The sequence below is a fragment of the Jatrophihabitans sp. sgz311053 genome, from assembly GCF_056135305.1.
Genome location: NZ_JBWAXP010000001.1, coordinates 425,599 through 447,439, shown reverse-complemented (window position 1 = coordinate 447,439; position 21,841 = coordinate 425,599). Strand labels below are relative to the sequence as shown.

The 21,841-nt window shown below is 72.8% G+C and carries 18 protein-coding genes; 9 read left to right on the top strand and 9 right to left on the bottom strand.

All coding sequences use genetic code 11. The annotated features are described in order from the left end of the window. The first annotated feature begins 1 nt into the window (after position 1). The 6 genes from AC0NZQ_RS01850 to car are packed head-to-tail and all read left to right on the top strand — an operon-like array spanning position 2 to position 10,324. The gene (locus AC0NZQ_RS01850; RefSeq protein WP_474527934.1) at positions 2–1,267 is read left to right on the top strand and encodes an aminotransferase class I/II-fold pyridoxal phosphate-dependent enzyme; all 1,266 of its coding nucleotides are present in this window, start codon (positions 2–4) and stop codon (positions 1,265–1,267) included. After that, complete coding sequence (locus AC0NZQ_RS01845; protein ID WP_474527932.1) at positions 1,264–2,253, top strand: ornithine cyclodeaminase family protein; 990 nt, start codon at positions 1,264–1,266, stop codon at positions 2,251–2,253. Before AC0NZQ_RS01850 ends, AC0NZQ_RS01845 begins: the two co-directional genes overlap by 4 nt. Then, positions 2,250–3,731: an aminopeptidase P family protein gene (locus AC0NZQ_RS01840; protein WP_474527931.1), complete on the top strand. Its 1,482-nt coding sequence runs from the start codon at positions 2,250–2,252 to the stop codon at positions 3,729–3,731. The genes AC0NZQ_RS01845 and AC0NZQ_RS01840 overlap by 4 nt, the downstream gene beginning before the upstream one ends. Beyond that, on the top strand, positions 3,715–5,460 hold the full coding sequence (locus tag AC0NZQ_RS01835) for an amidase (RefSeq protein ID WP_474527930.1): 1,746 nt from the start codon (positions 3,715–3,717) through the stop codon (positions 5,458–5,460). The genes AC0NZQ_RS01840 and AC0NZQ_RS01835 overlap by 17 nt, the downstream gene beginning before the upstream one ends. Continuing rightward, positions 5,457–6,701, top strand: coding sequence for a hypothetical protein (locus tag AC0NZQ_RS01830; protein ID WP_474527929.1), 1,245 nt, complete (start codon positions 5,457–5,459; stop codon positions 6,699–6,701). Before AC0NZQ_RS01835 ends, AC0NZQ_RS01830 begins: the two co-directional genes overlap by 4 nt. Next, complete coding sequence (gene car / locus AC0NZQ_RS01825) at positions 6,698–10,324, top strand: carboxylic acid reductase (protein WP_474527928.1); 3,627 nt, start codon at positions 6,698–6,700, stop codon at positions 10,322–10,324. Before AC0NZQ_RS01830 ends, car begins: the two co-directional genes overlap by 4 nt. A gap of 7 nt (positions 10,325–10,331) precedes the next feature. Here car and AC0NZQ_RS01820 read toward each other — a convergent pair whose 3' ends face one another. Further along, positions 10,332–11,699, bottom strand: a complete 1,368-nt coding sequence (locus tag AC0NZQ_RS01820) for an MFS transporter (RefSeq protein ID WP_474527927.1) — start codon at positions 11,697–11,699, stop codon at positions 10,332–10,334. A gap of 146 nt (positions 11,700–11,845) precedes the next feature. On the opposite strand from AC0NZQ_RS01820, the gene AC0NZQ_RS01815 reads away from it, so the two are divergent. Both AC0NZQ_RS01815 and AC0NZQ_RS01810 read left to right on the top strand, forming a co-directional pair. Then, on the top strand, positions 11,846–12,664 hold the full coding sequence (locus AC0NZQ_RS01815; RefSeq protein ID WP_474527926.1) for a class I SAM-dependent methyltransferase: 819 nt from the start codon (positions 11,846–11,848) through the stop codon (positions 12,662–12,664). After that, positions 12,661–14,142: an MFS transporter gene (locus AC0NZQ_RS01810; RefSeq protein WP_474527925.1), complete on the top strand. Its 1,482-nt coding sequence runs from the start codon at positions 12,661–12,663 to the stop codon at positions 14,140–14,142. Before AC0NZQ_RS01815 ends, AC0NZQ_RS01810 begins: the two co-directional genes overlap by 4 nt. Here the strand turns inward: AC0NZQ_RS01810 and AC0NZQ_RS01805 are convergent. Then, positions 14,075–14,947 carry an HpcH/HpaI aldolase/citrate lyase family protein gene (locus AC0NZQ_RS01805; RefSeq protein ID WP_474527924.1) on the bottom strand — a complete coding sequence of 291 codons (873 nt, stop codon included), beginning with the start codon at positions 14,945–14,947 and terminating at the stop codon, positions 14,075–14,077. The two genes, AC0NZQ_RS01810 and AC0NZQ_RS01805, sit on opposite strands and share 68 nt — an antisense overlap. Before the next feature lie 104 nt (positions 14,948–15,051). On the opposite strand from AC0NZQ_RS01805, the gene AC0NZQ_RS01800 reads away from it, so the two are divergent. Further along, positions 15,052–16,338: an AMP-binding protein gene (locus tag AC0NZQ_RS01800; protein WP_474529391.1), complete on the top strand. Its 1,287-nt coding sequence runs from the start codon at positions 15,052–15,054 to the stop codon at positions 16,336–16,338. Between the two features lie 63 nt (positions 16,339–16,401). On the opposite strand, the gene AC0NZQ_RS01795 is transcribed toward AC0NZQ_RS01800, so the two are convergent. From AC0NZQ_RS01795 to flgN, 7 genes are all read right to left on the bottom strand, one after another. Then, complete coding sequence (locus AC0NZQ_RS01795) at positions 16,402–16,806, bottom strand: DUF3151 domain-containing protein (protein WP_474527923.1); 405 nt, start codon at positions 16,804–16,806, stop codon at positions 16,402–16,404. Between the two features lie 132 nt (positions 16,807–16,938). After that, positions 16,939–17,976, bottom strand: coding sequence for a class II fructose-bisphosphate aldolase (fbaA, locus tag AC0NZQ_RS01790; RefSeq protein ID WP_474527922.1), 1,038 nt, complete (start codon positions 17,974–17,976; stop codon positions 16,939–16,941). Positions 17,977–18,036: 60 nt separating this feature from the next. Continuing rightward, a complete protein-coding gene (gene csrA, locus AC0NZQ_RS01785; protein WP_474527921.1) occupies positions 18,037–18,297 on the bottom strand; it encodes a carbon storage regulator CsrA in 261 nt (86 codons plus the stop codon). A gap of 25 nt (positions 18,298–18,322) precedes the next feature. Next, positions 18,323–18,772: a flagellar assembly protein FliW gene (fliW, locus tag AC0NZQ_RS01780; protein ID WP_474527920.1), complete on the bottom strand. Its 450-nt coding sequence runs from the start codon at positions 18,770–18,772 to the stop codon at positions 18,323–18,325. A gap of 40 nt (positions 18,773–18,812) precedes the next feature. Further along, positions 18,813–19,706 (bottom strand): flagellar hook-associated protein FlgL, encoded by an 894-nt coding sequence (flgL, locus tag AC0NZQ_RS01775; RefSeq protein ID WP_474527918.1) that lies wholly within the window; start codon positions 19,704–19,706, stop codon positions 18,813–18,815. Beyond that, positions 19,703–21,055 (bottom strand): flagellar hook-associated protein FlgK, encoded by a 1,353-nt coding sequence (gene flgK / locus AC0NZQ_RS01770; RefSeq protein ID WP_474527917.1) that lies wholly within the window; start codon positions 21,053–21,055, stop codon positions 19,703–19,705. The genes flgL and flgK overlap by 4 nt, the downstream gene beginning before the upstream one ends. A gap of 8 nt (positions 21,056–21,063) precedes the next feature. Next, positions 21,064–21,594: a flagellar export chaperone FlgN gene (flgN, locus tag AC0NZQ_RS01765; protein ID WP_474527916.1), complete on the bottom strand. Its 531-nt coding sequence runs from the start codon at positions 21,592–21,594 to the stop codon at positions 21,064–21,066. Between the last annotated feature and the right edge of the window lie 247 nt (positions 21,595–21,841).

Below are 21,841 nucleotides of genomic sequence, written 5' to 3'. Positions count from 1 at the left end.
CATGACCGACACGATCGTCACTGCCAGCGCAACCGACCCCGACGTCCCCATCATGGGTCCGCATACCTACCGCAACAACCAGCGCATGGTGCCGGCCAGCGAGGCGGCGTGGGGGCTCGCCGCGGAGCACGGCATGCTCGACATCCGCGTCGAGGCCGTCGACGGCCAGAACCGGCTGCGCGACGTGCGTACCGGCCACGAGTTCCTCAACCTCTCGTCCTGCTCGTACCTGGGGCTGAACTCCCACCCCACCGTCGTCGAGGCGGGCATCGAGGCACTGCGGCGGGAGGGCATCACCGGGCTGGCGATGGCCGAGTTCCGGATCCGGCTCGACGCGATGCGTCAGGTCGAGGACGAGCTGAGCGATCTCTTCGGGGCGCCGACGATGCCGGCCATCTCCTGCGGCGTGCTCAGCTCGGCCATCCTGCCGCTGCTCGGCTCGGGGCACTTCACCGACAGCGACCCGCTGGTCATGGTCTTCGACAAGTACGCCCACTTCTCGATGAACTTCGTCAAGCCGGTGGTCGCCGACGAGACGCTGGTGCTCACCTGCCCGCACAACGACATGGAGTACCTCGAGGACATCTGCAAGCGGTACCCGCGGGTGGCCTACGTCTGCGAGGGGGCGTACTCGGTCGGCGGACTGGCCGATCTCGAGGGGATGGCGCGGCTGAAGGACAAGTACGGCCTCTTCCTCTACATCGACGACTCGCACGCGCTCTCCACGCAGGGTGCGAACGGCGTCGGCTACGCCCGCTCGGTCTTCACCGAGGTGGACGAGCAGATGATGGTCGTCGCCTCGACGGCCAAGGCGTTCGGCAGCACCGGCGGCATCGCCATGACCGGCTCGCGGGCCAAGTACGACTTCCTCTACCGCTCCGGTCCGCTGGGTTGGTCGCAGGGACTTCGGACTGCCGCGGTGGGGACGACGCTCGGCAGCATCGAGGTGCACCGAACCCCGGAGCTCACCGCACTGCAGGACCAGCTCGCCGCCAACATCGCCGCCTTCGACCAGCGCTTCGCCGACCGCACCGACATCCGCGGCGCCGGCTCGCACATCAAGTTCGTCGTCACCGGCGACAACGAGAAGGCGGTGCGGCTGTCCAACGCGCTGTACCGCAGCGGCTACTACTGCTCGGCGATGTTCTTCCCGATCGTGGCCCGCGGGCAGGCCGGCGTGCGGATGATGCTGCGAGGTGACATGACCTCGGCGATGACCGAGCAGTTCGTGACGGTCCTGGCGCAGCTGCTGGACGAGCAGGAGTGACCTCGACGCGCCGACCGCCGGCCCGCAGCGCGGCCGCCCTCGACCACGACGTGGTGGTTGAGACCGCGCGGTACCTGGCTGCCGCGGTGCGGGACGGCTCCGCCGCCGCCATCGTGGTCCCGCCGCGGGTGACCGTCCCGACGGGAGAGACCGTCGAGAGCACGGGCGAGGGGACGGGCGAGGGGACGAAGTGCCTCTCGATGCCGGCCGTCTCGGTGGCGCACGACCTGTACGTGAACAAGGTCGCCACCATCGCCGGCAGCCGAGGCGGCGGTGCCACGGTGACGGCGGTCGTGCCGATGTTCGCCGTCAGCGACGGGCGCTACCTCGGCGCCCTCGACGGCGCCGCGGTCACCGCGTTGAAGTGCGCCGCGGTGGCCGCCGTGGTCACCGACGCCTGCGCCATCGCCGACGTGGCGACGCTCGCCATCGTCGGCGCCGGCATCCAGGCGCTCGCGCAGTACGCCGCGGTCACGGCCGTCCGCTCCCCGTCGACCATCCGCATCCATTCGCGGACCCGCAGCCGCGCCGAGGAGCTGGCGGCCGAGATCCGTGACCGGGAGGTGCGCCGCGGCCGGGTCACGCTGGTCACCGTCTGCGACTCGGCGGCGCAGGCCTGTGCCGGCGCCGATGTCGTCGGCACCACCACGACCTCGGTGGAGCCGCTGCCGCTGGGACCGCTCGCCGCCCACGTCCACGTCAACTGCATGGGCGCGCACACCACCACCTCGCGCGAGGTCTCGCGCGAGTTCATGGCCGGCAGCGTCGTCTTCGTCGAGGACCGGGAGACCGCGATCGCCGAGGCCGGCGAGGTCCATGCCAGCGCCCACGAGCTCGATCGGCTCGACTCGTTGGACGACCTCGCCGGACGCACCACGCTCTTCAGCTCGACCGGGTCGGCCTGGCTCGACCTGCTCACCTGCGCCCACCTGCGCGCCGACACCCCGCCGTGGGCGCGCGCCGACCAACCCGACACGGAGGTATGACCATGGCAAACATCGGACGCGAGGAACTCTCCGGCGCGCACGACGCCCGCATTCCCAAGAAGTTCCTGGACCTGATGCTCACCGGCTGGCGCGACGAGCCGGTCGACACCACCCCGGTCGCGCACGCGGCCAACCTCGCCGCCCGCCGCGCCCGCCTCTCGGCCGCCTTCCCGGGCGAGACGCTGGTCCTGCCCACCGGCAACATCCGGTCCCGGACCTTCGGCGCGCCGTACCTGTTCCGGGCCGGCAGCGACTTCCTCTGGCTCACCGGCGACCAGGAGCCCAACTCCGTCCTCGTGATGCACCCGAGCGGGGACGGCCACGACGCCGTGCTGTACGTGCAGCCGCGCTCCGACGCGTCGTCGGGGATCATGTACCTGGACCGGGTCGACGGCGAGGTCTGGCACGGCCGTCGCTTCTCCCCCGAGGAGAAGTCGCAGATCCTGCAGATCCAGACCGCGAGCCTGGCCGAGCTGCCGGCGGCGCTCAACGCGCTGTCGGGCTCGGTGCGCGTGCTGCGCGGCTACGACGACGGCATCGACCGCGGCCTGCTGCCGGTGACGGCCGACAACGTCGAGCACGACGGGCTGCTGGCCAGCGTGGTCTCCGAACTCCGGTTGATCAAGGACGAGTGGGAGCTCGCGCAGCTGCGCGACGCCGTCGACGCCACCATCCTCGGCTTCCAGGACGTGGCCCGCCGGCTCCCCGCCGACGCCCCCACCCCCGAGCGCGTCATCGACGGCACCTTCGAGTGGCGGGCGCGGGTCAACGGGAACACGGTCGGCTACAGCTCGGTCGTCGGCGGCGGCGAGCGGACGGCCATCCTGCACTGGGCGCACAACACCGGGGTCGTCGAACCAGGCCAGACCCTGCTCATGGACATGGGCGTCGAGAACGACAACTGCTACACCGCCGACATCACCCGGGTGCTCCCCGTCTCCGGCACCTTCACGACCGCGCAGCGCGACGTCTACGACATCGTCCACGCCTCCCGCTGCGCCGGGCTGGAGAAGGTGGCGCCGGGGGTGCCGTTCCGCGAGATCCACCTGACCTGCATGCGCGTGCTGGCCGAGGGCCTCTCGGGCCTGGGCATCCTCCCCGGCAGCGTGGAGGAGGCGATGGATCCGGACGCCATCACCTACCGCCGGTGGACCCTGCACGGCTTCGGGCACATGCTCGGTCTCGACGTCCACGACTGCGGCCACTCGCGGCCGGAGGCCTACGGCGACGGTGTCCTGGCCGAGGGGCAGGTCCTCACCATGGAGCCCGGCCTCTACCTGCAGCGCCACGACGAGCTGGTCCCGCCGGAGCTGCGCGGCATGGGGGTCCGCATCGAGGACGACGTGCTCGTCACCAAGGAGGGCAACACCGTGCTGTCGGCGGCCCTACCCACCGAGTCGCACGAGGTCGAGGACTGGTTGGCCGCGCAGCGCGAGGCCGGCCCCCGGACGCCGTCCCGAGATGACGTCGTCGGCTGAGGCGGCGCCGGGCGCGGCACCGGCAGCGGGCACCGCTGCGGGCACGGCGGCGGCGGACGCGCAGTTCGCCGCCGCCGTCCGCCGGCTCGGCTGCGAGCCCCCGGCCGAGCTGCGCGACGGTGTGCTCCGCGGCCATCGCGGGCTGCAGCGGCTGGCCGCCGTCGTGGCCGCCGCCGTCCTGCCGGACGACGGCACCGCCGACGGCAGCCCGACCGACGGCACCCCGGCGGCAGCCCCGCCGGGGTCCGGGTCGTCGCCGTCGCCGGTCGCGACCCACCGGCCGTCCCCCGACGAGCTCGGCGAGCTCTCGGTGACGCAGGCCGGAGCACTGCTGCGTGCCGGCCAGCTGAGCTCGGTCGAGCTCACCCGGCACGCGCTGGAGCGGATCGCCGCGGTGGACGATGTGCTGCACGCCTTCGTCCTGGTCACCGAGCAGGAGGCGCTGGCCCGCGCCGCCGCCGCCGACGCCGACCTGCGTCGCGGGGTGGACCGCGGGCCGATGCACGGGATCCCCTACGGGCACAAGGACATCATCGACGTCGCCGGGCTCCCCACCGGCAACGCCTCGCGGCGGTCGCTCGGGCACGTCGCCGCCCGTGACAGCGAGATCGAGCGCCGGCTGCGCGACGGCGGCGCGGTGCTGCTCGGCAAGCTCACCACCTACGAGTTCGCCATCGGCGGTCCCAGTTTCGACCTGCCGGTGCCGCCGGCGCGCAACCCCTGGAGCAACGACCACGTGCCCAGCGGCAGCTCCTCCGGCGCGGGCGCGGCGGTGGCGGCCGGGTTGCTGCGGGTCGCCTTCGCCTCGGACACCACGGGCTCCATCCGCGGTCCGGCCTTCCACTGCGGCGCGGTGGGTCTGAAGCCCACCTACGGGCGGGTCTCGGGGACCGGGGTCCGCACCCTGTCGCACAGCCTGGACCACTTCGGCCCCGTCGGCTGGAGCGTCGCCGACGTCGCCGCGGCGCTCGCCGCCGTCGCCGGCCACGACCCGCGGGACCCGCGGACGGTGCCGGTCGCCGTCCCCGGTGCCGCGGTGACCGCCGACGTCACCGGGCTCCGGATCGCCCACACCCCGTCCTGGTACGCCGACGATCCGCTCACCTCGCCGGAGATCGTCGCCGGCATCGATGCGGCGCTCGACGCCCTCCGCGAGCGGGGGGCGGTCGTCACCGAGGTCCGGCTGCCGGACTACGAGCTCTTCGACGCCTGCGGCCGTGTCCTCTTCGCCGCCGAGGCCTTCGCCACCCATGCCGACGGGCTCTGCCACGAGCCGAGGTCCTTCGGTCGCTTCACCTATCAGCGGCTGATGCCGGGGGCGGGCCTGCTGGGTGTCGACCTCGCCCACGCCTTCGAGCTGCGACGCCGGCTGCGCCGGCAGTTGAACGCCGTCTTCGCCGAGCACGACCTCGTCGTCACCGCCTGCGGCCAGACCACCTCGGCCCGCTTCGACGACTTCCCGCTGGACTGGCCGCCGCCGAAGCTCGCCAACGACATGCAGACGATCCCCTTCAGCGTCACCGGCCATCCGGCCATGACCCTGCCGACCGGCCTGGCCGGCAACGGCCTGCCGATCGGCGTGCAGCTCGTCGCTGCGCACTGGGACGAGGCCACGCTCTTCCGCGCCGGGGCGGTGATCGAGTCCCGGCTCGGGCTCCGCCGCCGCCCCGACGCCGGGGCGCTCACGCCCCTGCCCACCGCACCGTCGCGAGAGGCCGTCCCGTCATGACATTCGTCGCCGCCAACCTCGACTACGTCGCCCGACAGCGGGCCGACCCGCACCACGCGGCGGCCGCCCGCGGGGCTGACCTCGTCCTCGCCGATCTCGGGGTCGCCTACCGAACGCTGCCCTACCTCTTCCGGATCGACGCCGGTGAGCTCGCCGAGCTGGAGCGCGCCACCGTGCTGCTGGCCGACGCGCTGGACACCGTGGTCGAGCACGTCGTGGGCACCCATGCGCCGGAGGAGCTGGACGCCATGTTCGCGGTGCCGCCGGCGATGGCCGCGCAGCTCGACTGGCCGACGCTGCCGAAGCGGGGGATGCGCGCGATGCGCGCCGACATCATCCCGACCGCCACGGGTTACGCCTTCTGCGAGATCAACCACTTCTGCGCCGTCGGTGCCGGCGACGCCTTCTACAGCGCCGTCGCCTACGGCGACCTGATCGGTCGGCCGGTGGCGGGCATCTCGCCGATGCGGCAGCAGGCGGTGCAGTACGCCGAGCAGATGCGCGCCCACGGCATGACCCGCTTCGTCATCCTCGACTCCGTCAAGCACCGTCCGCAGGGCTTCGGCGAGCACGTGATGCTGCAGCGCACCCTGCGTTGGCTGCTGCCGGACGTCGAGCTCCACTACTGCGACGAGCACACCTTCCGCCTCGACTGGCTCACGCCGGAGGAGGCGGCGCGCACGCTGGTGCACCGGCTCACCACCTTCGAGGACACCGAGGACGAGGGCGCCTTCCTGGTACGGCTGCGCGACGCCGGCGTCACGATGGCCTGCATGTTCGAGTCCGAGGTGCGGATGCACCGGCGCTGGTTCTCGCTGCTCTGCGACCCCCAGTACCAGCAGCTGCTGCGCGCTGAGGAGGTCGAGGCGATCCGGCGCTACGTCCCCTACAGCTACGACCTCACCGCGGACGGGGTCGACACCGCTGTCGCGGAGAAGGATGGCTTCGTCTTCAAGCGCAGCTGGTCCTACGGCGGGCGGGACGTCGTGGTCGGTGCCGAGTGTCCGGCCGGGGAGCTGCGGTCGCTGCTCGCCGTGGACCCGGCCGGCTGGAACTGCCAGCGCCGCGTCGTCGCCGAGACGATGCCGTTGACCACCCTGGACGGCCGGAGCGGGGACTACCGCTTCGCCCTCGGCATGTTCCTCTACGGCGACGGTCCCAGCGGTTTGCTGGTCCGTGCCTCGGGCGAGACGGTCGTCAACGTCTCGCGCGGCGGCGGCGTCTCCTGGGCCTTCGCGTGAGCGCCACCCTGCGCGGCGAGGTCGCCGCCGCGTCGACGACGATCGCCGACCGGGTGCGGCTGCTGCTCGCTCGCGACGCCGACTTCGCCGCGGCCACGCCCTCGCCCGAGGTCGCGGCCGCCATCGCCCGCGCCGACGGTGATCTCACGGCGACCATCGCCGCGGCCATGTCCGGTTACGCCGAGCGGCCCGCCCTGGCCCGCCGCATCCGCCGGGTGCTGCGCGACGGTGCCGGGCGCGGCATCGGCCACGAGCACCTGCCCGAGCTGGAGTCGATCTCCTACGCCGAGCTGTGGCGACGTGCCGGCGCCGTGGCGGCCGTCGTCGCCGAGGCGCGGGCCGCGGCCGGCGTCGGTGACAGCGACGACGACATGGTGGCGGTGCTCGGCTTCACCAGCATCGACTACGCCGTCCTGGACCTCGGCTGCCAGCGGGCCGGCTCCGTCGTCGTGCCGCTGGCGACCGGGGTCCCGGCGCAGGCGCTGCACCCGGTCGTCGCCGAGACCGCACCCCGGACCCTCGCCGTCGACGCCGACTCGCTGGCCGTGGGCGTCGCGGTGGCCCGGCAGGCCGAGTCGGTGCGGGAGCTGATCGTCTTCGACGTCGACGAACGCCTCGCCGCGCACCGGGACGGCCTCGCCGCCGCGCGTGCCGAGCTGACCGGAGTCCGGGTGCGGACGCTGGCCGAGGAGCTGGAGCGGGGGGCCGGGCTGCCGGAGCTCGAGCTCTGCGCCGAGCGCCGCGACGGCGAGCGCATCGCCAGCCTCATCTACACCTCGGGGAGCACCGGCGACCCGAAGGGCGCGATCTACACCCGCGCCATGATCACCCGGATGTGGCAGAACAGCCGCAACGGGATGAGCAACGCCGGCTCCTCGGCCGACCTGCCGGTGCCCACGCTGGTGCTGCACTACATGCCGATGAGCCACGTCAACGGCCGCTCGTGGCTGGTCTCCGGGCTCACCTCCGGTGGTCAGGGCTTCTTCACCGCCAGCCGCGACATGTCGACGCTGCTCGAGGACGTCTCGCTGGCCCGCCCCACCGTCCTCAGCCTGGTGCCGCGGATCTGCGACATGGTCCGGCAGCGGTACCGGCTCACCGAGCTGGCCGCCCGCGAACACGGTGCGAGCGAGGCCGAGGCGGCCGCGACGGCCCTCGAGTCGACCCGCGACGGCCTGCTCGGTGGTCGGATCGTCAGCGCGCTCTGCGGCAGCGCTCCGCTCTCGGCCGAGACCAAGAGCTTCATGACCGGCGTCCTCGGCTGCCCGGTCACCGACTGTTACGGCTCCACCGAGACGACCCGGCCGGTCGTCGTCGACACCGTGGTGAAGCGGCCCCCCGTGCTGGACTACAAGCTCGTCGACGTCCCCGAGCTGGGGTACTTCGGCACCGACCGACCGCATCCCCGCGGCGAGCTCTACGTGAAGTCGTTCGGGGTCGTGCCGGGCTACTACCGTCGCCCCGATCTCACCGCCCGCGCCTTCGACGCCGAGGGCTACTACCGCACCGGCGACGTCATGGCCGAGATCGCCCCGGATCGCCTCGTCTACGTCGACCGGACGAACAACGTCCTCAAGCTGTCACAGGGTGAGTTCGTGGCGGTGGCCCGGCTGGAGGCCGTCTTCGCCACCAGCCCGCTCGTGCGGCAGATCTTCGTCCACGGCGACGGCGAGCAGTCCTACCTGCTCGCCGTCGTGGTCCCGGACCCGTCGCTGCTGGCCGGCTCCGACGAGGCGGCGGTGCGGGAGGCGGTGCTGGCCTCGCTGCACGAGTGCGGCGAGCGGGCCGGGCTGCGCAGCTGGGAGGTGCCGCACGACGTCATCATCGAGACCGAGCCCTTCAGCCCCGCCAACGGGCTGCTCTCCGGGGTGGGCAAGCTGCTGCGCCCGGCCCTCACCGCCCACTACCGGCCCCGCCTGGACGCGCTCTACGCTGGCGCCGTCGGCGAGCGGGGTCGGCGGGTGGCGGAGCTGCGCGACGGCCGCGACGAGCGTCCGGTGCTGGCGACGGTGGTGCAGGCCGCCCAGCTCGCCGCGCAGAGCCGGGACACCACGCTCGGTGCCGACGACTCCTTCGCCGACATCGGCGGTGACTCCCTCTCCGGCCATACCTTCGCGATGCTGCTGGGACACCTCTTCGACGTCGAGGTGCCGATCCGGATCGTCATCGGGCCGACCGCCACCCTCGGCGACGTCGCCGCCTACATCACCGACCACGTCGCCGACCATCGCGCCGGTGGTCACCCCGACAGCGCTGGCGAGGACGGTCACCCCGCCGACTCCGGCTCGGCGGTGGCCCGCCGCCGTCCGACGATGGCGTCGGTCCACGGCAGCGGTGCGACGACGGTCACGGCGCCACAGCTGCAGCTGGAGAAGTTCCTGTCGGCGTCGGTCCTCGACGCGGCGACCGACCGCACCCCGGCCCGCGCCGGCGTGGCGACGGTCCTCGTCACCGGAGCCACCGGGTACCTCGGCCGGTTCGTGCTGCTGGAGCTGCTGGAACGCGCGGCACGCACCGGTGGCCGGGTGATCTGCCTGGCGCGCGGCGCCGACGACGCCGAGGCCCGGCGCCGCGTCATCGAGGGGTACGGCGAGGCCGGGAGCGAGAGGGGCCGCCACGTCGCGGCGCTCGCCGCCGACCGGCTCGACGTGCTGGCCGGCGATGTCGCCGAGGAGCGCCTCGGCCTCACCGAGGCGGCCTGGCAGCGGCTCGCCGACGAGGTCGACCTCGTCGTGCATTCGGCCGCGCTCGTCAACCACGTCCTGCCCTACGCCCAGCTCTTCGACTCCAACGTGGTGGCGACGGCCGAGATCGTCCGGCTGGCGCTCACCGGACGGGCCAAGCGGATCGCCTACGTCTCCTCCGTGGCCGCCGCGATGCGCCCGGACGGGAGCCTGCTGGACGAGGTCACCGACGTCCGCGTCGACACCGGCGAGCGCCGCCTGGACGACTCCTACGCCAACGGCTACGCGACAAGCAAGTGGGCCGGCGAGGTCCTGCTGCGGGAGGCCCACGACCGTTTCGGCGTCCCGGTGAGTGTTTTCCGTCCCGACATGATCCTGGCGCACAGCCGCTGGCCGCGGCAGCTCAATGTCCCCGACCGCTTCACCCGGCTGCTGGTGGGTGTCCTCGCCACCGGGCTGGCCCCGGCCTCGTTCTACCGTCCCGCCGCGGACGGCGGCCGGGCGCGCGCCCACTACAGCGGCCTGCCGGTGGACTTCGTCGCTGCGGCCATCGTCGCGCTCGCCGTCGACGACGAGCCCGGCTACCGGATCTTCAACGCCTTCAACGGCAACGACGACGGCGTGGGGCTGGACGAGTTCGTCGACTGGCTGATCGCCGACGGTGTCGACATCGTGCGGATCGACGACTTCGGCCAGTGGCGCGCCCGCTTCGAGACCGCGCTGCGCTCACTGCCGGAGCGACGCCGGTCGGCCTCGATCCTGCCGCTGCTGCACGCCCACGACGAGCCGACCGACCCGCGGGCCGAGCGGTTGCCGCATCACGAACGCTTCGTCGCCGGTGTCCGCCAGCTGGGCGTGGGTGGCGGTGAGGTCCCGTCGATCTCGCCGGAGCTGATCGCCAAGTACCTCGCCGACCTGCGCGCCCTGGACCTTGTCTGAGCGCGCCTCAGACCGTCGCGGGCTCGGCCAGCCGGGTCCGCGCCTGTCGCGCACCCACCGCCGCCGCGACCGCCATCAACCCGTAGCCCACCAGCGCCCCCAGGGCCGGCAGCCGCATGGTCTGCCCCGCCTGCAGCCCGGCGAAGACGGTGATGCCGAGGATCGTGCCGGCCTGGCGCGCCGCGGTGAGGATGCCGCTGGCCGTGCCGGCCCGGTCCGGTGGTGCCGCCGCCATCAGCAGCGTGATCTGCGGGACCGTCGCCAGCCCGAAGCCGATGCCGATGGCCAGCAGGCCGGCCGAGAGGCCGAAGGGCACCAGCTGTCCGACGGCGACCAGCACGATCGCTCCCAGGGCGGTCATCGCGATCGCCGCCCGCAGCACCACCCGCGGGCCGAGGCGGGCGTTCACGCGGCCGGCCACCAGCGGCATGAGCGTGATCGGCACCGCCGAGGGCAGGAAGCAGAGGCCGCTGACGAACGGGCCGTAGCCGCGGACCTGCTGCAGGTAGACGCTGATGGTGAAGACGAGGCCGTAGTAGCCGGCGAAGAGCAGCAGCCCGACCAGCGCGTAGGCCACGAAGCCCGGCGCCCGCAGCAGCGCGGTGGGCAGCATCGGATGGGTGGCGGTGCGCTGCCGCCCGACGAAGGCCACCGCCGCCGCCAGCCCGACGACGGCCGCCGTGAGCGGCAGCGGATGTCCCCAGCCGAGCTCGTGGCCGTAGGTGAGGGCCACGGCGAGTCCACCGAGGACGCCGGCGGCGAGCACCTGACCGGGGATGTCCTGCGGGGCTGCGTCGCCACGGTCCGTGCCGGGCATGTGCCGACGCGCCAACCACAGCGTCACGGCGATGACGGGGACATTGACGAGGAAGATCGCCCGCCACCCGACGAAGTCCACCAGGGCGCCGCCCAGCAGCGGTCCGAAGACGACGGGGCTGCCGGCCACCATGGCCCAGACGGCGACCGCCTTGGCGCGGGCGTCCGGCTGCACGTAGGCACGCGTGAGCATCACCAGCGTGGCGGGCATGAGCAGGATCGCGCCGAGCCCCTGCAGCACCCGGGCGACCACGAGCAGCTCCACGCTCGGCGCGGCGCCGCAGAGCACCGAGGCCACGCCGAAGATCACCACGCCGAGGCGGAACGTCGTCACCGCGCCCCAGCGGTCGGCGGCACCCGCGCCGGCCATCACCAGCGAGGCCAGCACGATGACGTAGGCGTTGACCACCAGCTGCATCGCGGCCAGTCCGGCGTGCAGGCTCTGCTGCATCGCCGGGATGGCAAGGTTGACGATGGTGATGTCGATGACGATCAATCCGTAGCCGAGGCAGGCGCACATCAGCACACGCCCCGGCCGCACCGTGCTCTGGTCGGTCACTTCGCGTCCCTCCCGCCGCCGCATCGTGCCTGTCGTCGCGGCGACGGTCGCAGCCTAACCGCGTCGCGTCCGGTTGCGGGCGGTACGCGCCTGATTGCCCCACCGGAACCCGTGACCCCCGCAGCGAGTCCGTCCTGGAGGATGAGATGACCGACTACCACTCCGGCCTGCTGTCCAAGGACAGCCCTCACGAACGGGGCCGGCTCGGCCTGCTCGAGGCGTGGGGCGACGGGGACAGCCAGGCCGTCCTGGAGGGCTGCGAGCTGCGGCCGGACTCGCACTGCCTGGAGATCGGCGCCGGCGCGGGCTCGATCGCGCGCTGGCTGGCGGGGCGATGCCCGGAGGGTCGTGTCCTCGCCGTCGACAGCGACGCCCGCTATCTCGACGACTGCGACGGCGAGACCGGCGACGCCTCGGTGCTGCAGTGGCGGCAGGCCGACATCCGGGAGCTGGACTTCGCCGAGGGCAGCTTCGACGTCATCCACTCCCGGCTCACCTTCTGCCACCTGGACAACCGGGTGGCGATGCTGGCGCGGGCGCTGCGGTGGCTGCGCCCCGGCGGCTGGCTCGCGCTCTGCGATCCGATCCTGACGCCGGGTGCGGCTTCGCTCGACCCGGACCTGCAGCAGTTCTTCGGCGCGATGGACGACGCCTGGGTGGCGCAGGGCTCGGACATGGCCGAGTGGGGCCGCAGCCTGCCGGCCCGGCTGGCCGAGGCGGGCTTCGTCGACATCGCGGTGCGGCCACGGGCGAACCTGCTCGGCGACGGTGGCGCCTACGACCAGCTCGCCGCCGCCAACGTGCAGCAGGAGGGGGCCATGCTCGTCGAACGCGGCCTGATCACCGCGGCGGTCCGCGACCGGGTGCTGCGGACCCTGACAGAATCGCGGCACGTCGAGCTCCGGTCGATCACCCTCTACGCGTGGGGGCGTCGTCCGGTCGGGGAGGAGGTCGAGCGACGATGAGTGCCGATCGAGCCGAGACCGCCGCCGACGACCCCGCGACCGGCTCCGCGGTCGACCCTGTCCTCGACCGCCTGCGCTGGCGTGCCGTCCTGGGCGTGATCATCGCGGCCGCCATGACCGTGATGGACCTCGTCATGGCGAGCACCGCGCTCGGCGACATCCAGCACGACCTGGGGTTCTCGCTGCCGCAGAGCGCCCTGGTCATCTCGGCGTCCACCACTGCCGAGCTGGTGACGCTGGCACTCAGCGCCTACCTGACACGGGTCTTCCCGCCGCGCACCTACCTGGTCGTGCTCTGCGGCACCTTCGTGCTCGGCGCGCTGGTGACGGCCAACGCGTGGAACCTGCCCAGCCTGCTGGTCGGTCGCGTCATCCAGGGTGCGGCCAGCGGCGCGATCATGCCCTTCGCCTACTACCTCGTGGTGGCGCTGCTGCGCGACGACGACCGTCCCCGGGCCATCGCGTCCTTCTCCTTCACCGTCACCGCCTCCGGCGTGCTCGGCCCCATCCTCTCCATCACGCTGGCGGAGTGGCTGAGCTGGCGGGCGCTCTTCTACGCCGCGCTGCCGGTGGCCGTGGTGGCGCTGGTGCTGGCACTGCCGGGGCTGGGGACCATGCCGGTGGTCCGCTCCCCGCTGGGACGCCGGGCGAGCGTGGGCAGCGTCCTCGCCGTCGCCGTCGGCCTCTACTTCCTGCAGTTCACCTTCGACGGTGGCGACTCGCGCGGCTGGTTCGCCTCGCCCACGATCTGGGCGACATCGCTGCTCGCCCTGGGACTGCTGGCCGGCTTCGTGATCAACGAGCTGCGCAGCCGGCATCCGCTGGTGGACCTGCGCCTGCTGGCGCAGCGACCGCTGCTCGTGGCGTGCGCGCTCAACGTCGTCGCCGGCGCGGCCACCTATGGCGCGTACTTCCTCATCCCGTTCTATCTCACCGCGCACGACTACTCGGTGGGACGGATCGGCGAGGTGACGCTCTACGGCGGGCTCGTCCAGCTCGTCGTCGCGCTGCAGCTGCCGAAGGTGTTGCGTCGCTTCGATCCGATGGGGGTGGCGGCGACCGGTGCCGCGGTCTTTGCTGGCGCCGGGGTGCTGCCGTTGCTGGCGGGCGACGTCGCGCCGCTGTGGCTGGTGATCGGGGCGCAGATCCTCCGGGCGGTGGGGGCGGGGGTGCTGCTGGCCTCGCTCGGGCTCATGATGACCCGCGCCGTGCTCCCTGCGGACGCCTCGTCGGGGTCGCTGCTGTTCAACCTGGCCCGCAGCCTGGGTGGGTCGGTGGGGACCGCGCTCTGCTCGGCCTTCATCGTCTGGCGGGAGACGGGCTTCGTCGCCGACGGTCAGCCGCGGCGGCTTGCGCGTTTCGACGCCGTGGCCGACACGCTGCTCGTGGCGGTGACGGCCCTGCTGCTGCTCAGCCTGGGTCTGCTGCTGGCCCGGTTGCGGCGGCGCCGCGTGCCAGCACCCGCCGCGCCTGCCTGACCAGCGGCTCGTCGATGTGCCGGCCGTCGAGGCTGAAGGCGCCGTGGGCGCTGCCGGCCGCGGCCTCGACGACCCGCCGGGCCTGCGCCAGCTCCTCGGCCGAGGGTGCGAAGGCCCTGCGGACCACCGCGCAGTGGCTCGGATGGATCACCGCCTTGACGTCCCAGCCGTCCGCCGCGGCGTCGCCGGCCTCGCGGGCGAGACCGGCGGTGTCGGGGATGTCGAGGTAGACGGCGTCGATCGCGAGGCGTCCGGCCGCCGCCGCGGCGTAGTGGACGGACGTCCGGGCGTACCTGGCGTGGTCGTGGAAGCCGCCGTCGCGGCGCCGACTGCCGGTGGCACCGAGGGCGGCGGCGAGGTCTTCGGACCCCCACATCAGGCCGAGACAGTTGCCGGCCAGCGCGATCTCCGGGGCGCGGAGGATGCCGCGCGGTGTCTCGCAGAGGGCCAGCACGCCGAAGCCGGCCAGTGCCTCGAGCTGGTCGGGCGACTCCGCCTTCGGCAGCATGATCGTCCGCAGCGGGGTGTCGCGCAGGGCGTCGAGGTCGGCCGTCAGCGCCTCGGTGCCCGCCCCGTTGACCCGCACCACGACCCGCGCCGGATCGAGCTCGTCGGCCAGGCCCCGCAGGTTGGCGCGGGCCTCGGCCTTGTCGGACGAGTTGACGCCGTCCTCCAGATCGACAATGACCCCGCTCGCCGCCGCGGCAGCCTTGGCGAAGCGCTCGGCACGATGGCCCGGACAGAAGAGCCAGTCGGGGCCGGGGGGCGTCGGGTGGGACGGTGTCGCATCGGACGGTCTGGCCACGACGCTGCCCTCCCCTGGCGATGGTGCGATGGCGTCGGCCCCATCGTGGCACACGCCGGGCGCCCGGCAGCCCTCCCGACTGACCTACGGTGGAGGCTGTGCCGATGCTGCCCGAGTCGTTGCCGGCGATCACCGTGGCCGGCGAGACCCTGCCCGGCGACGAGCTGCGCGCCAACGCCGAGGGGGTGGCCGAGCAGGTCGCCGGGGCGGCGACGGTGGCGATCGACGCGACCGCCTCGCTGGAGACGGTGATCGCGGTCGTCGGCTGCCTGCTGGCGGGGACGCCGTTCGTCCCGGTACCGCCGGACGCCGGTGAGCGCGAGCGGGCGCATCTGCTCGGCGACTCCGGCGCCGAGCTCACGGTGAGCGTCGACCGGTCCGCGCGGTCGTCGCGGTCGTGGTCCGAGCCGGACGACGGCACCGCCATGATCATGTACACCTCCGGCACCACCGGCCCGCCCAAGGGCGCGGTGATCTCCCGCCGCGCGGTGGCCGCCTGCCTGGACGGTCTGGCCGAGGCCTGGGCCTGGACGCCGGCGGACACCCTCGTCCACGGCCTGCCGCTGTTCCATGTGCACGGCCTGGTCCTCGGCGTGCTGGGGGCGCTGCGGATCGGCTCGCCGCTGATCCACACCGGCCGTCCCACGCCGGCCGCGTACGCCGCCGCGCCCGGCACCCTCTACTTCGGCGTCCCGACGGTGTGGTCGCGGGTGGCGGCCGACCCGGCTGCTGCCGCCGCGCTGCGTCCGGCGCGGCTGCTGGTCTCGGGAAGCGCAGCGCTGCCGTCCCCGGTCTTCGCGTCGCTGCAGGCGCGATCCGGCCAGGCTCCGGTCGAGCGCTACGGCATGACCGAGACGCTGATCACGCTGGCGGCCCGGTCGGATGCAACCCGGCATGCGGGCCGGGTCGGTGTCCCGCTGCCCGGCGTCGAGACCCGACTCGTTGGGCGCGGTGACGACGGCATCGGGCAGCTGCAGGTTCGCGGGGCCACGCTCTTCGACGGCTACCTCGGCCGGCCGTCGCCGTTCACCGAGGACGGCTGGTTCGACACCGGGGACTCCGCCCGTGAGACGCCCGACGGCTGGCAGCTGGTGGGCCGCACCCGCGACGACCTCATCAAGTCCGGCGGGTTCCGGGTCGGTGCCGGCGAGATCGAGGCGGTGCTGCTCGCCCACCCCGAGGTGACCGAGTGCGCGGTGGTGGGGGTCCCGGACGAGGACCTGGGGCAGCGCATCGTCGCCTACGTGGTGGGTTCGGGCGCGCCGGCGCAGACCCTCATCGACTTCGTGGCGACCGAGCTCAACGCCCACAAGCGCCCGCGCGAGATCCGGTTCGTGACGTCGCTGCCGCGCAACGCCATGGGCAAGATCCAGAAGTCGCGCCTCACCTGAGCGCTTCCCCTGTGCTGTGGTCGATCTGACGGCCCGGAATCGACCAGAGCGCAGGGGAAGAGGTCAGGAGAGGGCAGCCGCGGCGGCCGGGTCGCTGTCGTTCAGCAGCTGGGTCAGCCGCTCCACCTCGGCGGTCTCGCCGATCTCGCCGGCCGCGCGCGCCAGCAGATGGAAGCAGCGCAGCACGCCGCGGTTCGGCTCGTGGGCCCAGGGGATGGTGCCCTGGCCCTTCCAGCCCGCGCGGCGCAGGGCGTCCAGACCGCGGTGGTAGCCGGTGCGGGCGTAGGCGTAGCCCTCGACGGCCCGGCCGCCGCCGAGCGCGGCCGCGGCCAGCTCGGCCCAGGCCGCGGACGAGGTGGGAAACGCCGAGGCCACCGAGGCCGGATCGTCGCCGGCGGCCAGGCGGGCGGCGCCGGGGTCCTCGGGGAGACGGGTGGGCGGGGCGAGCAGGTTGCCGAAGTGCGTCATGCGGTCACGTCCTTGAGAGATGTCGGCCGGCCACCCCTGGTTGAGTGGCCCCTCGGGTTGACCGGCCACCCACTCAACGGGGGACGGGGAACGGTCGGCGAGCGAGGGAACGGTCAGGGAGGAGAGCGGGGGTCAGGCGCCGGTGGCGGAGGTCCCGGCGGACTGCAGCGCCTCGCAGGCCTCCACGACGCGCTGGGCCATGCCGGACTCGGCGAGCTTGAGGTAGCTGCGGGGGTCGTAGGCCTTCTTGTTGCCGACCTCGCCGTCGACCTTGAGCACGCCGTCGTAGTTGGTGAACATGTGGCCGGCGATCTCGCGGGTGAAGGCGTACTGGGTGTCGGTGTCGACGTTCATCTTCACCACGCCGTAGGAGACGGCCTCGCGGATCTCCTCCAGCGACGAGCCCGAGCCGCCGTGGAAGACGAGCTGGAACGGCGACTCGGTCCCGGTCTCCTCGGCCACCGCCTGCTGCAGCTCCTTCAGGATCTCCGGCCGCAGCTTGACGTTGCCCGGCTTGTAGACGCCGTGGACATTGCCGAAGGTGGCGGCGAGCAGGTAGTGCCCCTTCTCGCCGATGCCGAGCTTCTGCGCGGTGTGGATCGCGTCGCCGGGGGTGGTGTACAGCTTCTCGTTGCCCTCGCCGGCGTCGCCGCGGACCCCGTCCTCCTCGCCGCCGACGACACCGATCTCGAGTTCGAGGACGATCTTGGCCGCCGCCGTCTTCTCGAGCAGCTCGGCGGCGATGTCCAGGTTCTCCTCCAGCTCGATGGCCGAGCCGTCCCACATGTGCGACTGGAAGAGCGGGTTCTCACCGCGGTCGACGCGCTCCTGCGAGATCGCGATCAGCGGCCGGACGTAGCCGTCCAGCTTGTCCTTGGGGCAGTGGTCGGTGTGCAGCGCGACGTTCACGTCGTACTTCGCCGCGACGACGTGGGCGAACTCGGCGAGCGCGACCGCGCCGGTGACCATGTCCTTGACGCCGAGGCCGGAGCCGAACTCGGCCCCGCCGGTCGAGAACTGGATGATGCCGTCGCTGCCGGCGTCGGCGAAGCCCTTGAGCGCCGCGTTCACCGTCTCCGAGGAGGTGCAGTTGATCGCGGGGTAGGCGAACCCGCCGGACTTGGCGCGCGCGAGCATGTCGGCATAGATCTCGGGCGTGGCGATCGGCATGCGGTGGGACTCCTCGGCTGGCGGTCAGGGACATCCGAGTATCGCGCACCGGCCCGGGCGTCAGCTCGCAGGCGGGTCGGTCTGCCGCTCGCTGCGGGCTCGCAGCCGGTCGAGGGTGGCGCTGACGGCGTCGTCGTTGGTGGAGGCCGCCTTCTCGTTGGATTTCTGCAGCTCGAGCCACACCTCTTCACGGTGCACGCTCAGCGAACGGGGCGCCTCGATACCGATGCGGACGGCATCACCGCGCACCTCGATGACCGAGATCACGATGTCGTCGCCGACGACGACGTTCTCGCCGGCACGGCGGGTGAGGATCAGCACGCCCCCACCCTATGCGTCCGGACGTTCAGTCGGGCACCACAGCCGGCATGATCGGCTCCCGCATCGACAGCGTGTCGTCGTCCAGGACGACCTGGACCGCGCTCGCGCCGTCGGCGGAGACCACCAGCGGGGCCCGCAGGTTGGCCGTCGCGTCGTGCAGGTCGGTGCCGATGGTGAGCACGAGCAGCAGCCGCAGCTGGGCGGCGTCCTCGGCGCCGAGGGCGGCGACGACACCGGCCGGCAGCGAGGGACGGTAACCGTCGAAGAAGGTGTCCGCGGGGGTGAGGACGAAGCGCAGGCTCGGCTCCCGGACCGCCCGCAGCGCGAGGAGCAGGCCGTCGGGGTCGATGTCGGCGAGGGTGAAGTCCACGTCGGCGAAGCCGGGCAGCGGCTCGAGCAGGCGCAGCATCTGCGGGACCGCCGGCGCCGGGCCGGTCGGTGCCCCTGTCGCCGGCGGGGTCAGCAAGCTGGTCATGGCGGGAGCCTTTCGCGGGGGTGGGACGGGACGGGAGGGGTCAGCGGAGGAAATCGAGGAGCGAGACGCGGTTGACCATGGCGGTGGTCTGCAGCGCGGCCTGGTAGGCGGTGTTGGCGGCGGCGGTCTTGACCGCGACGTCGGCGAAGTCGACCTCGGTGACGTCGCTGAGCCGGGTGGTCAGCTGCACGTCGCTGCTGGTGCGGGCCGTGGCCAGGCGCTGCACCTGCTGGTAGTTGGTACCGGCTGCGGCCTGCGCCGTGCCGACCCGGCTGATCGCGTCGTCGATCGCGGTGAGATCGCTGCCCGAGACCGTGGCCGGCGTGGTCCGCAGCGACGCGGCCAGCGAGCTGAGGCGGTCGAAGATGTTGTCGCTGCCGCTGCCGAAGACCTCGGTGCCGGGCGTGGCGACGTCCACGGTGACCCGCGCCGCGACGAGCCTGGTGTTGGCGCCGTCGTCACCGACGTAGCTGCCGGAGGAGTCGTAGGCGACGCTGCCGGCGGTGGTGCCGCCGAAGATCGGCCGGCCGTCGTAGCTGGTGTTGGCCAGCGAGAGCAGCGTCTGCCGCAGGCCGTCGACCTGGGTGGCGAGGGCCTCGTTGGACCGCGGGTCGTTGGCGCCGGTGTTCAGGGCCTGGACGGTGATGCTGCGGGCGCTCTGCAGCACCGAGACGCTCTGCGAGTAGGCCGAGTCGGCGGTCGAGAGCCAGGCCAGCGCATCGCCGGAGCTCTGCGAGTACTGGTCGCTGCGGGCCAGCTGCGAGCGCAGGGCCAGCGCGGTGACGGTGCCGTCCGGATCGTCGGAGGAGGTCTGGATCCGCTTGCCGGACGACAGCTGGGCCTGCAGCGTCGCGAAGCGCGAGGCCGCCGCTTGGACTGCCGCGATCGACTGCGCCGAGGCGCTGGTCGCCGTGACACGTGAGTAGGAGGTCATCCGCGGCCCACCAGCCCTGTGTGGTTGATCAAGGTGTCGAGCATGGAGTCGATCGTGGTGAGAGCCCGCGACGAGGCGTTGAAGGCATGCTGGAGCGACAGCATGTTGGCGGCCTCCTCGTCGAAGCTGACGCCGGACATCGCCGTCTTGAGGTTCGTGACGTAGCTGTGGACGGCGTCCTGCGTGGCGGCGCGCTGCTGCGCCGCGGCGCTGGCCGAGGCCACGTTGCCGACGAGGGCGGAGAAGACGGCGTCGGGCGAACCGGGGCGCAGCCCGGCCTGCGACAGCGCGAGCGCCACGCTGTTGTCGCGATTGCCGCCGGGGACGCCGGAGGCGGCGATGCTGCCGGGATCGGTGAGGACGACGCTGATGCTGCTCGCCGTGGTCCCGCTGAACATCGCCGTGCCGGGGGTGCCGTTGGCGTCGTAGCCGCCCGTCATCGCCGTGTTGACGGTGTCGGCGAGGGAAGCGGCGACCGAGTCCAGGGTGGCCTGGTAGGTCGGCAGGCTGGTGGTGAGCGCCGAGACCCGGGCAGCCATGCTGCCACCGGCCACCGTGACCGCCGTCCCGCCGACCGAGATGGTGGGGCCGGCGTCCAGCGTGGCCGGCGTCGAGGTGATCCCGGAGACGAGCTCCTGGCCGCCGAGGGTCACCGTGGCCACGCCGTTGCTCTGCAGGGTCACGCCGACGCCGGCCAGCGAGCTCATCGTGCTCAGCAGGCTGTCGCGCTGGTCGAGCAGGGAGTTGACGTTGCCGCCGGTGGCGACGCCGACGGCGATCTGGCCGTTGACCGAGGCCAACTGGCCGGCGGCGGTGTTGAGCGAGTCGACGTCGGTGCCGAGCGAGGCGGTGACGCCGGCGGTGGTGTCGGCGAGGCCGTCACTCATGGTGTTGAGGGTGGCGGCGAGGCTGCCGGCGTTGCGCAGCAGCACGGTGCGGGCGGCGTCGGAGGAGGGGTTGGCCGCCAGCGTGGACCAGGCGTTCCAGAACTTGTCGAGCTGGACGGAGAGCCCGGTGTCGCTCGGCTCGCCCAGGACGCTCTCGATCGCGCCGAGCTGGGACTTGCCGGTCTCGGCGAGCGAGCTCTTGGCGTCCTCGGAGCGCAGCCGGGCGTCCATGACGATGTCGGTGTTGCGCGTGGTCCCGCTGATGGCGACACCTCCCATCGACCCGTGGCCGGTCGACATCCCACTGACCGGACTCATGTCGACGGACGTGAGCGCTGCGGTCTGCCGGGTGTATCCGGGCGTGGTCGCGTTCGCCATGTTCTGCGACACCAGCGACATGCCGTAGCGGGCCGCGTCGAGCCCGCTCGCCGCCTGGTAGATCCCCGACATCCAGTTGGACATGATCTGCCTCAGGCCTGCCGGTCCAGCAGGACGGGACCGCTGGTCCCGCCGTTGCGGCGGGTGCCGTAGTCCAGCCCGGGCGAGGGGATGTCGCCGAAGCCGGCGGTGGCCGAGCCGACGCGGGCCAGCGTCTCGCGGGCGAGTTCCGAGCCGGCCTGGAGCAGCCGGCGGTTCTCGGCGGTGAGGGCGCCGATCTCCGCGACGACGGTGCGCAGGGCGTCGCGGTGGTCGGCGAGCAGCGTGTCCCACGGCTCGGCGGCGGCGGTGGCGATGGTGTCGAGGGTGGCGTCGGGGGAGAGGCCGAGCCCCAGGGCGACGTCGTGGGTGACGAGGGCGCGTTGCAGCTCGCACTCGGTCAGGGCCGCCACGGCGGCGCGGACCTGCTCGTCGGCCTGTGTCAGCCAGCGGATCCCGCCGGAGGAGAGCACGAGGTGCTGGCAGGTGAGGGCATAGTGCAGCGCCTCGAGCAGCTCGCGCTCGCGCCACAGCGCGGCGGCGAGGTCGGCCAGGCCGGCGTCGCCCTGGTCTCGGTTCGTCATGGCTGCATCATCGGCAGCCGCCGGCGCGACCTGAGCGATGAGCGCGATTCGGACATCCACCCCGTACGGACCGGATAGCGGTCGCACCAGCTCTTCGCGGCGCGGAAGGGCCCGCACAACGTCCGAATCGGCGTCGGGTTACGGGACCTAGGTCCCGATAAGAGGGCAGGTCTTGGCTACGACCTTGTGGTCAATCTTGACACCGTGCTTACATCGACCTCACACCGATCAAACATGGTGTGGAGGC

Excerpts from the sequence above, each read along its gene's own strand:
- fliW (WP_474527920.1), bottom strand. The coding sequence starts at position 18,772 with ATGACCAGCTTGCTGACCCCGCCGGCGACAGGGGCACCGACCGGCCCG.
- AC0NZQ_RS01850 (WP_474527934.1), top strand. The coding sequence starts at position 2 with ATGACCGACACGATCGTCACTGCCAGCGCAACCGACCCCGACGTCCCC.
- fbaA (WP_474527922.1), bottom strand. The coding sequence starts at position 17,976 with ATGCCGATCGCCACGCCCGAGATCTATGCCGACATGCTCGCGCGCGCC.
- flgK (WP_474527917.1), bottom strand. The coding sequence starts at position 21,055 with ATGTCCAACTGGATGTCGGGGATCTACCAGGCGGCGAGCGGGCTCGAC.
- AC0NZQ_RS01795 (WP_474527923.1), bottom strand. The coding sequence starts at position 16,806 with ATGACGCACTTCGGCAACCTGCTCGCCCCGCCCACCCGTCTCCCCGAG.
- AC0NZQ_RS01835 (WP_474527930.1), top strand. The coding sequence starts at position 3,715 with ATGACGTCGTCGGCTGAGGCGGCGCCGGGCGCGGCACCGGCAGCGGGC.
- AC0NZQ_RS01815 (WP_474527926.1), top strand. The coding sequence starts at position 11,846 with ATGACCGACTACCACTCCGGCCTGCTGTCCAAGGACAGCCCTCACGAA.
- flgN (WP_474527916.1), bottom strand. The coding sequence starts at position 21,594 with ATGACGAACCGAGACCAGGGCGACGCCGGCCTGGCCGACCTCGCCGCC.
- AC0NZQ_RS01840 (WP_474527931.1), top strand. The coding sequence starts at position 2,250 with ATGACCATGGCAAACATCGGACGCGAGGAACTCTCCGGCGCGCACGAC.
- AC0NZQ_RS01810 (WP_474527925.1), top strand. The coding sequence starts at position 12,661 with ATGAGTGCCGATCGAGCCGAGACCGCCGCCGACGACCCCGCGACCGGC.
- flgL (WP_474527918.1), bottom strand. The coding sequence starts at position 19,706 with ATGACCTCCTACTCACGTGTCACGGCGACCAGCGCCTCGGCGCAGTCG.
- AC0NZQ_RS01830 (WP_474527929.1), top strand. The coding sequence starts at position 5,457 with ATGACATTCGTCGCCGCCAACCTCGACTACGTCGCCCGACAGCGGGCC.
- AC0NZQ_RS01800 (WP_474529391.1), top strand. The coding sequence starts at position 15,052 with ATGCTGCCCGAGTCGTTGCCGGCGATCACCGTGGCCGGCGAGACCCTG.